A 9,556-nucleotide genomic window follows, 5' to 3' on the forward strand; every position below is an offset into this window, starting at 1 on the left:
GGCGCGGCCCCGCCCGGCGTCTGGCTGGGATTCAGGCGGGCCTGAAGCTTTTTCGTCGTGGCTTCATCGCAGCCGGCGAGGGCCGTGGCGGCGGCGGCCCCCGTGATCAGGGCGCGGCGGTCGAGGGTGCTCATGCGGGCGTCTCCAGCGGCGGCGTCTGGCCGGGGGCGAAAGGCGGGGGGCTGTCGAAGGTGGGGTTGATGACGTTGCCGGCCGGGTGCGAGACGCTGTTGGTCCGGCGCACCGAGACCGGCAGGGCGGTCGGCAAGGCGAGGAAGGCCAGGGTGTAGAGACCGGCCGCCGCGATCAGCAGGGAAGAGAACCCGATGTCGCGGCTCATCAGATTGGCCAGCGGCGTTGCGACCACGGAGAAGGCGCCGTTGAGGCCCCAGGCCCAGGGCAGGGCCCGCCCCTCGCCCACCGAGATCAGGCCCAGCGGGAAGGGCAGACCGAGCGCCAGCGATACCGGGGCGGCGGCCAGGATGACGATCCCGACGCGGGCCCACCAGGGCTGGTCCAGGGTACGCATGACGACGTCCTCGGCGCCCAGCAACATCGCCGCGATCCAGGCCAGCACGATGATGAGCCCCACCGCCGAGGCCGCCTTGGGGAAGCCCGCGACCGCACCCGCGATCATGGAGCCGAGGCCGGAGAAGATCAGCATGGCCGTCAGGACGATGGCGAAGGCCGAGGAATAGTCGTTCAGATAGAAGGCCGCCCGGTCGATCAGCAGGATCTCGATGAACAGGAAGCCGAGGCCGAGCGCCGGGAAATAGAGGACGGGCCAGAGGCGGCGACGCTCCACCTTGCCGGCGGCCTTGTGGTGGAACAGGGCGGGGGCCAGCAGGACCAGAGCCGCGATCACGATGGCCTGGCCCAGGACGGCGATGTTGACCAGGGCACCGATCTCGGCCTGGGGCAGGACTTCCAGCCGCTTGATCAGGGTGGCGGGGTGTTCGAGCCGAAGCGACGAATAGAAGGCGGGGCGGTCCAGCGTCGCGGGGCGGATGTTGAAGGCGGTGCTGGACGCCGAGGGGAGACCGGCGAGGACGGCGGCGACCTCGTTGGCGATGGCGTCGTCGGGGCCGCTGGACGTCATCTGGCCGGTCTCGAACGAGACGCTCGGCAGGTCGTTGAACAGGCGGGCACGGGCGGCGGCGACGTCGAGGCCCGGAGCCCAGGAGACGTCGAACGACCGGGCCTCGCAGAAGGTCTTCAGGGTCGCGACGTCGGCGGACGAAAACGGTGTCGGCGAGACCAGGATCCGCGCGTTCCAGGCCGAGCGATAGACCATGACGTGGGCGGCGGGGTCGCTGACGCCGCGCGCGGTCAGGGCCTCACGCGCCGTGGCCAGGACACGCAGGGCATAGACCGGAAAGTCGCGGATCGAGACCGAGACGGAGATAACGCCGCCGGGCCTCAGCGCCGCCAGATAAGCCTGCATCGCCTCGACCGTCAGGCCGGTGACATTGGCCGGGGCGGCATCGACGAAATCGGCAGAGACATCGACGATATCGTAGCGGTTCGGGCCGGCCTGCCAGGCGGCGGCGACGGGGCCGGTATCGAGCAGACGGACGCGCGGATCGGTCGGCAGGGCGGGCGACGGGCCGAGCCCCTGCCTCAGGGCGGCGCGCAGAACCGGCTCGCCCTCGACGCCGTCGATCTGGTGGGCACCGAGAGCGAGTGCCTCGGCGACGCGGAACCCGCCCGACATCCCGACCAGCAGCACCTCGGCATCGGGGCGCAGGACATAGGGGGCGGCGCTGAGTGCGCTGGGTGCATAGGCGGCGTCGCGGCCGAACAGCTTGGGCAGGGAGGCGATACGGTTGCCGTCGCGGTACAGGCCGAAGGTCGCGGGCGGGCCGGGGATGTTCATCATCCCGGCGTTGTTGGACACGTCGGCGTCGACCCGCTCGGTGAAGTCGTCCAGCAGCAGATAGTGGCCGCGGGGTGCGCGGATTTCGGCGACCACCTTTGCGCCGGGCGTGTTCATCGGCGCGTAGATCGCCTTGAACTCGCTGAAGGCCGGGGCCGGACCGGTGAACAGCAGGTACTCGCCCCCGGCCAGGGCGGCCAGCGCCAGAACGCCGCCGATCCAGCGGCTGCGGCCCGGCTGGAACCAGGGCGCGAGGGCCAGCGGGATCAGCAGGACGGGGGCCAGCAGGAAGGGATGGACCACGAACATCAGCCCCAGGGCCAACGCCGACCCCAGTCCTGCACCGATCAGATCATAGCCGTAGACCCGGCCGATCTCGCGGTGGTTCAGGACGAAGATCAGCGAGATGTAGAGACCGGCGAGGAAGAAGAAGGGCAGGAGCGCCGCGTAATACAGGCCGATGTTGCGGACCTGATCGGGCCAGGTGGTCGGGTTCTGGAGCTGGAGCGGATTGAACGGATTGGCCGTCATGACCTGAAACCCGATCGCGGCGGCCAGCACCATGGCGGCGGGCAGGATGGCCCTCAAGGGCACGCCCAGCCGGGCCGTGGTGTCGCGAAACAGGGCGACGAAGACGCCCGAGAGCGCGAACCCGGCCATGACGATGGAGATGATCCAGTATCCATACTCCGACCATTTCGCGACGGCGAAATAGCGGGTCAGGGCGTTCTCGATCCCCACGACGCCGAGCGCGATCAGGAACAGGGGGATCAGGGCCGCGCGGGCAGCAGGTGCGGCCTTCATGGGGTCGCGCCCGACGTATCGAGGCGGTCGAGGAAGTCGATCAGCAGTGTGTTGAACCGCTCCGCCTCATCGACGAACAGGGCGTGTCCCGCCGTCTCGAACACGGCGACGGAGGCGTTCGATCTGGCGGCAACGAGGTTGGCCGCCTGTTCGCGCCAGCGTGGCCGGATGACATAGAGGACCGGCCCCCGCAACGAATGGACGGCGTCGCGCCAGGTCTCGCGCGGCGCGTCATAGGCCAGGAGACGGCGCTCGTCGGCCTGATCCATGCGCAGGGCCTGGTCGGTCAGACGGGCGCGGTAGGCCGCGCCGGGATCACGCGAGAACATCGAGGCGACGAAGACGGCGCGACGGCGGCGGCGTTCGGCCTCGGGGATCGGGGCGACGTCGGCGGGACTGGCAGTGGACGCCCCTTCGCGCGCGACCGGGGCCGGCGGCTCGCCGATGGAGTTGTCGATCAGGACGAGGCCGGCAATCCGGGCATCACCCGCCTGATGCACCCAAGACAGGGCGTCGAGCACCCCGAGCGACCAGCCCACCAGCACCACCGGCTCCGATCCGCCGGCGGCGGCGATCAGGTCGCCGATGTCGGCACCGCGCCGTTCCCAGGCATAGCCGAAGCGGGTGACCTCGCTGTCACCCTGGCCGCGCGGATCCAGGGCGAGGACGTGGAAACGGTCCGACAGGGCGGCGATCTGGGGCTCGAAGATCCAGCCGGGCATGGTCCAGCCGGGCACGAAGACCACGGTCCGGGCCAGCGAAGGGCCCGCCTCCAGATAGTGAAGACGGGCCCCGTCGCTGGTGATGAAGGTGCGGCTCGAAAGCGGTATCCCCGAGGCCATGGCGACGCCCCCCGACGCCATCATGACCCCCACGGCCAGCCACGCAGCGCCGAGGGCGCGCGTGAAGACCTTGCGCCTCTGTGTGCCGTTAAGCTCCATCACCGCCCATCTGGACCCGGGATAACGCCGGTGTCGAGAGGGCGCCGCCTGACAGGGGAACGGTGTGGTTAACGGGCCTCGGTCCGATCGTGATCAGAGGAAGGAGTAGGGGTCCACATCCACCGTCAGCCGGACCGAGCCCGGCACCTTCACCCGGGCCAGCCAGGCGCGCAGGAAGCCTTGCAGGTCCACGTCGCGGTCGGCCCGGACCAGCAGGCGCTTGCGGCGTCGGCCCCGGATCAGGCCCAGGGGCGCATCGGCGGGGCCATAGACCTCCAGCCGCTCGGCATTGGGGATGGTTTCGGCCAGCATCTGGGCCACCCGTTCGACGGCGCTGGCGTCCTCGCCCGACAGGATCAGGGCGGCCAGACGGCCGTGGGGCGGAAGCGACGCCGCCTCGCGCTCGGCCATCTCTGCGGCGACGAAGGCGCCCCGGTCCCCGGCGGCCAGGGCCATCAGTACCGGATGCTCCGGCGTCCAGGTCTGAAGGATGGCGCGACCCGGCTTGTCGTGGCGGCCTGCCCGGCCCGTGGCCTGGGTCAGAAGCTGAAAGGTCCGTTCGGCGGCCCTCAGGTCCCCGCCCCTCAGGCCCAGGTCGGCGTCCACCACCCCGACCAGGGTCAGGTTCGGAAAGTTGTGCCCCTTCGCCGCGGCCTGGGTCGCCACCAGGATGTCGATCTCGCCGTCGATCATCGACTGGATCAGGGCCCGCGCCGAACGGGCGTCCGGCACGGTGTCGGAACTGAACACGGCGGTCCGCGCCTCGGGGAACAGGGCGCGCACCTCCTCCTCTACCCGCTCGACACCCGGCCCGACCGAGACCAGCGTATCCTCGGCCCCGCACGACGGGCAAAGCCGGGGCCGGACCATCGAGAAGCCGGTCAGGTGACAGACCAGCCGGCCGGTATAGCGATGCTCGACCAGCCAGCTGTCGGTGTCGGGCGCCGTCAGCCGGTGCCCGCAGGCCCGGCACAGCACCACCGGCGCATAGCCGCGCCGGTTCAGGAACAACAGGGTCTGTTCCCCCCGCGCGAAGGTCTCACCGATGGCTTCACGCAACGGCTGCGACAGCCAGGTCTGGGGGTCGGGCGGGTTCTGGCGCAGGTCCAGCAGCTCGATCGACGGCAGGACCGCTGCCCCGTGCCGCGCCGACAGCTTCAGCCAGCCATAGCGACCGTTGTGGGCGTTCCACAGGGTCTCCAGCGACGGCGTCGCCGAGGCCAGGACCACGGTCGCCCCCTCGATCCGGGCCCGCGCCACGGCCAGATCGCGGCCGTGATAGACGAGCCCGTCCTCCTGCTTGAACGACCCGTCGTGCTCCTCGTCGACCACGATCAGCTTCAGGTTTGCGAACGGCAGGAACAGGGCCGACCGGGCACCGACCACGATGTTGCAGCGGCCGGCGACCACCGCCTCCCACACCATCCGGCGGCGCGGCGGGGCGATGCCGGAGTGCCATTCGGCGGGGGCCGTACCGAACCGGTCGGTGATCCGGGCGATCAGGGCCTGGGTCAGGGCGATCTCGGGCAGCAGGATCAGGATCTGCGCATCGGGGTCAGCCTTCAGGGTTCGCGCCGCCGCCTCCAGATAGGCCTCGGTCTTGCCCGACCCGGTGACCCCATCCAGCAGGAAGGGCGCGAAACCGCCTTTTGCCGTCGCACCCGCCAGCACGCCGGCCGCCGCCGCCTGATCGGCGTTCAGACGGGCCGGGGCATGGTCGGGATCGGGCGGGTCGAAGGCGGCCAGGGCCTCGACCTCGAACAACTCCAGCACCCCCTCGTCGATCAGCCCCTTGATGACGGCCGATGACGCACCGGACAGGGCCGTCAGCGCGGGCCGCGTCATGGCCCGATCCCCGATCGCCTCCAGCACCGCCGTCCGCGCAGGCGTCGGCCGGGCCGGGGTCCGGTCACCGATCCGGCGCAGGCGTCGTTCGGGCCGGGGACGCGGGGCGCGCAGCCCCTTCAGCGCCATGGCCGCCATCTCGCCCGGCGGACTGAGGGTCCAGCGGGCGGCCCATTCGACGAAATCGACGGTGCGGGGCGGCAGGCGCGGATCGTCCAGCAGGCTGTCGACCGCCTTGAGCCTGCGGTTCGATCCCGTCGTCTCGCGCACCTCGGTGACGATCCCGCGCATGAGCCGGGGCCCCAATGGCACGGCGACCTGGTCCCCGCGCGTCAGCGTCAGGGCCTCGGGCACTTCGTAGTCGAAGGCCTCCTGCACCGGCAGGGGGATGAGGACGGAGGCGACGATCACGACGCCTCTCCTCCCTGTCGCGCAGCGATGGGGAGGTGGATCGGCGCGCAGCGACGAGACGGAGGGGCTGCGTCACCACACTCTGCATCGCTTTCGCTGAACCAGCCCCTCCACCGCTTCGCGGTCCCCCTCCCCCTTCGCCAAGCGGCGAACGGGGAGGAAAGGTCTCGCACTGCGCCTCCGCCCCCGCTAAACACCTGCCCCATGAAACTCTTCCTCGACACCGCCGACGTCGCCGTCATCAAGGACATGCTGCCCACCGGGATGGTGGACGGCGTGACCACCAATCCGTCGCTGATCGCCAAGTCGGGGAGGAACATCGCCGAGGTCATCGCCGAAATCTGCGCCCTGGTCGAGGGGCCGATCTCGGCCGAAGCCGTGGCGACCGATTTCGAGACCATGGTCCGCGAGGGCGACAAGCTGGCCGCCATCGCGCCGAACGTCGTGGTCAAGCTGCCCCTGACCTGGGACGGACTGCGCGCGGCGCGGAACTTCGCCGACAAGGGCATCAAGACCAACGTCACCCTGTGCTTCAGTGCCGCCCAGGCCATGCTGGCGGCCAAGGCGGGCGCGACCTTCGTCTCGCCCTTCGTCGGGCGGCTGGAAGACCACGGCGCCGACGGGATCGGCCTCCTGGAAGAAATCCGCGTCCTCTATGACGTGCATGGTTTCGACACCCAGATCCTGGCCGCGTCCTTGCGCAACCCCAACCATGTCTCGGCCGCCGCCACGGCAGGATCGGACGCAGCCACCCTTCCGGCCGACGTTTTCAAGGCCCTGGTCAAGCACCCGTTAACCGACAAGGGTCTTGATCAATTCCTGGCCGACTGGGGCAAGACCGGCCAGTCGATCCTGTAGCCACGACCCGGCGTTTCCGGGAGGAGACGTCGTTGTGAGCGGACCCAGATGAGCGGACCTCGGGACCTTTTCGCCGAAGTCGAGACCGACCCGGCCCCGCACTGGCCGGACGTGCGGGCATGGTTGCAGGCCAATCCCCAGACCCTGCTCGACGACCGGTCCCTGCTGGAGGAGATCGGGCTGAAGCCCCACGGCCGCAATGTGGTCGAGTTCGGTGCCGCCGCCCTGACCCGGCTGGAAGCCGTCGTCACCCGCGAGTCGGATGCCCGGAAACAGATCGAGGCCGTTGCCCGCGCCAATTTCGCCGCCCAGACCCAGACCCACGTCGCCGCGCTCGACCTGCTGGAGGCGCGCAACCATTCCGACCTGGCCCGGCGGCTGGATGCCTGCGCCCAGGGTCGGTTCGGCCTGGCGGGGGCCGCTATCGCCATCGAAAAGCCCGGCGGGGTGCCGTTCGGCTGGCGGGCGCTGGAGCCGGGCGGCGTGGACGGTCTGCTGGGCGACCATGGACTGACCTGGCTTGGGCCCAACTTCGCCGGGCTGGATCTGTTCGGCGCGAACGAGGATCAGGTGCAGTCCGTCGCGCTGATCCGCATGGCACCGATCTTCGGTGGTGGCGCGGCCCAGATCGAGGTCACGGGGGTGCGCCACGCCATCTGCGCATTCGGCTCGCCCGAGCCCAAGGGCTTTACCGCCAGCATGGGCTGCGAACTGGTCGCCTTCATCGCCAGGGTGGTGGAGCGCACGGCCGAACGCTGGCCGATCCTGACGTGACCGGCGCGGCGCCGGGGCCGAAGCCATGACCGCCTCCGAGGCCCTGCTCGCCTGGCTCGAGCATCTGGCGCATGAGCGTCGGCTGTCGCCGCGAACGCTGGAGGCCTATGGCCACATCGGTCGAACCTGGCTGGCCTTTCTGGAACAGCATCGCGGCGAGGCGCAATCGCTCGCTGATCTGGGAACGGTCACGGCCGCCGAGGTCCGGGCCCATCTGGCGGCGCGACGCAGCGGCGACCATCCCTTGAACGCCCGGTCGCTGGGCCAGACCCTGGCGGCGATCCGGTCGCTGCACGGCTTTCTCGACCGGCGCTGCGACACCCCGACCCCGCAACTGGCCCTGGTGCGGGGACCTCGGATCAAGGCGACCCTGCCCCGGCCGGTCACCGCCGTTCAGGCGCGCGAGATGCTGGATGACCCGGACGCCGACCCCGACCGCGCGCCCTGGGCGGCGGCGCGGGACCGGGCGGTGCTGACCCTGCTGTATGGATGCGGCCTGCGGATTTCGGAGGCGCTAAGCCTGATCCGCGCCGACGCCCCCCTGCCCGAGACCCTGCGGATCGTCGGCAAGGGGTCCAAGACCCGGCTCGTCCCCGTCCTGCCCGCCGTGCGCGAGGCGGTGGACGCCTATCTGGCGCTCCAGCCCTTTGCCATCGGCCCCCGCGAGCCCCTGTTCCGCGCCGTGCGGGGCGGGCCGCTGACCCCGCGCCATGTCCAGGCGACGGTCCAGGCCCTGCGCGGTCGGCTGGGCCTGCCGGCGTCGACCACGCCCCATGCCCTGCGCCACAGTTTCGCGACCCATCTGCTGGGGGCGGGGGCCGACCTGAGGTCGATCCAGGACCTGCTGGGCCACGCCAGCCTGTCCACGACCCAGAAATACACCGCCGTCGATTCCGCCCGCCTGCTGGGCGCCTATGCGGCGGCGCATCCCCGGGCCTGACCGGCGTTTGGACTCACCGCCCGATTTGGGCCTAGACTTCGCACCAAAGCCGCTGGGGAGGCGGGGATGAGGGCGGGAAACGTCACGTCGGACAGAACCACCAGCCGCCGCGCCTTTGCAGGTGCGCTCGCGGCGCTGAGCGGTCTGGCAGCGACGCCGGCCCTGTCACAGGTCACAGGAACCCGCCTGCCCTCGCCTGCGGAAGACCCGACCGCTCTGCTGTCGAACCTGCTGACCCGGATGTCGGCCAAGATCAATATCAACGGCCATGCGGGGTCCCAGTTCGTGCTCGACACCGGTGCCGGCCGCACAGCCATCGCAGCCGATCTGGCCACGACCCTGGCCCTGCCCGCCGGACCGTCGATCCTGGTCCACGGGGTGACCTCGGCCGAGGTCGCGCCGACGGTGAAGATCGCGCGGCTCAGCTTCGGCGGGCGGCGCTTCAACGACGTCTATGCCGCCGTCTTCCCGCGCGAGATGCTGGCCGCCGACGGCCTGCTGGGGCTGGACGTCCTGTCGAGGTTCGAACTGCAGTTCGACATGGTCCGGCGCACCATGCTGCTGCGCCCGTCCGGCCCCGACATCATCCAGTTCGGCCGCGCCTTCGGGACGTCCAGCCGTATCCGGCGCGGCGATTGCAGCCGGATCCGCACCGGCGAGTTCGGCCAGATGATCCTGCTCAACGCCCGCGCCGACAGGGTGCCGGTCGAGTGTTTCGTCGATTCCGGGGCCCAGTACTCGATCGGCAACATGGCCCTGCACCGGGCGCTGGGCAGGCGCGAGGGCACGACGATCCAGCGCGCCCTGACCCCGGTCTACGGCGTCACCGGCCAGACCCTGATGGCCGAGCCCGGCTCGGTGGGGATGCTGGAGATCAACCGCCAGCGGCTGGGGCCGACGTCACTGCTTTTCGCCGACCTGCATGCCTTCGGCGCGCTGGACCTGATCGAGGCACCCGCCCTGCTGCTGGGGGCGGACATCCTCTACCGATTCCGGACGGTGTCGCTCGACTTCGGCCGCTCGCGGATGAGCTTCACGGGGTTGAGGCGGGCGTTGGTTGCAGCGACGCGGAGCTGAATCTCTCCCTCCCCCTCGGGGGAGGGTGGT

At 70.6% G+C, this 9,556-nt stretch carries 7 protein-coding genes; 4 read left to right on the top strand and 3 right to left on the bottom strand.

Annotated elements, in window-relative coordinates:
* Positions 1 to 130: 130 nt before the first annotated feature.
* From JHC99_RS14600 to JHC99_RS14610, 3 genes are all read right to left on the bottom strand, one after another.
* Positions 131 to 2,680: a hypothetical protein gene (locus tag JHC99_RS14600; RefSeq protein WP_292155146.1), complete on the bottom strand. Its 2,550-nt coding sequence runs from the start codon at positions 2,678 to 2,680 to the stop codon at positions 131 to 133.
* Positions 2,677 to 3,621 carry an alpha/beta hydrolase gene (locus tag JHC99_RS14605; protein WP_292155153.1) on the bottom strand — a complete coding sequence of 315 codons (945 nt, stop codon included), beginning with the start codon at positions 3,619 to 3,621 and terminating at the stop codon, positions 2,677 to 2,679. Before JHC99_RS14605 ends, JHC99_RS14600 begins: the two co-directional genes overlap by 4 nt.
* 93 nt (positions 3,622 to 3,714) lie before the next feature.
* Positions 3,715 to 5,877: a primosomal protein N' gene (locus tag JHC99_RS14610; protein WP_292155147.1), complete on the bottom strand. Its 2,163-nt coding sequence runs from the start codon at positions 5,875 to 5,877 to the stop codon at positions 3,715 to 3,717.
* A gap of 204 nt (positions 5,878 to 6,081) precedes the next feature.
* Here JHC99_RS14610 and fsa point away from each other — a divergent pair, with 204 nt between their 5' ends.
* The 4 genes from fsa to JHC99_RS14630 all read left to right on the top strand — a co-directional run bounded on the left by fsa (position 6,082) and on the right by JHC99_RS14630 (position 9,526).
* Positions 6,082 to 6,735: a fructose-6-phosphate aldolase gene (gene fsa / locus JHC99_RS14615; RefSeq protein ID WP_292155148.1), complete on the top strand. Its 654-nt coding sequence runs from the start codon at positions 6,082 to 6,084 to the stop codon at positions 6,733 to 6,735.
* Between the two features lie 48 nt (positions 6,736 to 6,783).
* The gene (locus JHC99_RS14620) at positions 6,784 to 7,509 is read left to right on the top strand and encodes a DUF484 family protein (protein ID WP_292155149.1); all 726 of its coding nucleotides are present in this window, start codon (positions 6,784 to 6,786) and stop codon (positions 7,507 to 7,509) included.
* 25 nt (positions 7,510 to 7,534) lie between these two features.
* Positions 7,535 to 8,449 (top strand): tyrosine recombinase XerC, encoded by a 915-nt coding sequence (locus tag JHC99_RS14625; RefSeq protein WP_292155150.1) that lies wholly within the window; start codon positions 7,535 to 7,537, stop codon positions 8,447 to 8,449.
* Positions 8,450 to 8,515: 66 nt separating this feature from the next.
* Positions 8,516 to 9,526, top strand: coding sequence for a retropepsin-like aspartic protease (locus JHC99_RS14630; protein ID WP_292155151.1), 1,011 nt, complete (start codon positions 8,516 to 8,518; stop codon positions 9,524 to 9,526).
* The last annotated feature ends 30 nt before the right edge of the window (positions 9,527 to 9,556 follow it).

The organism is Brevundimonas sp., from assembly GCF_016463485.1.
GTDB lineage: Bacteria > Pseudomonadota > Alphaproteobacteria > Caulobacterales > Caulobacteraceae > Brevundimonas.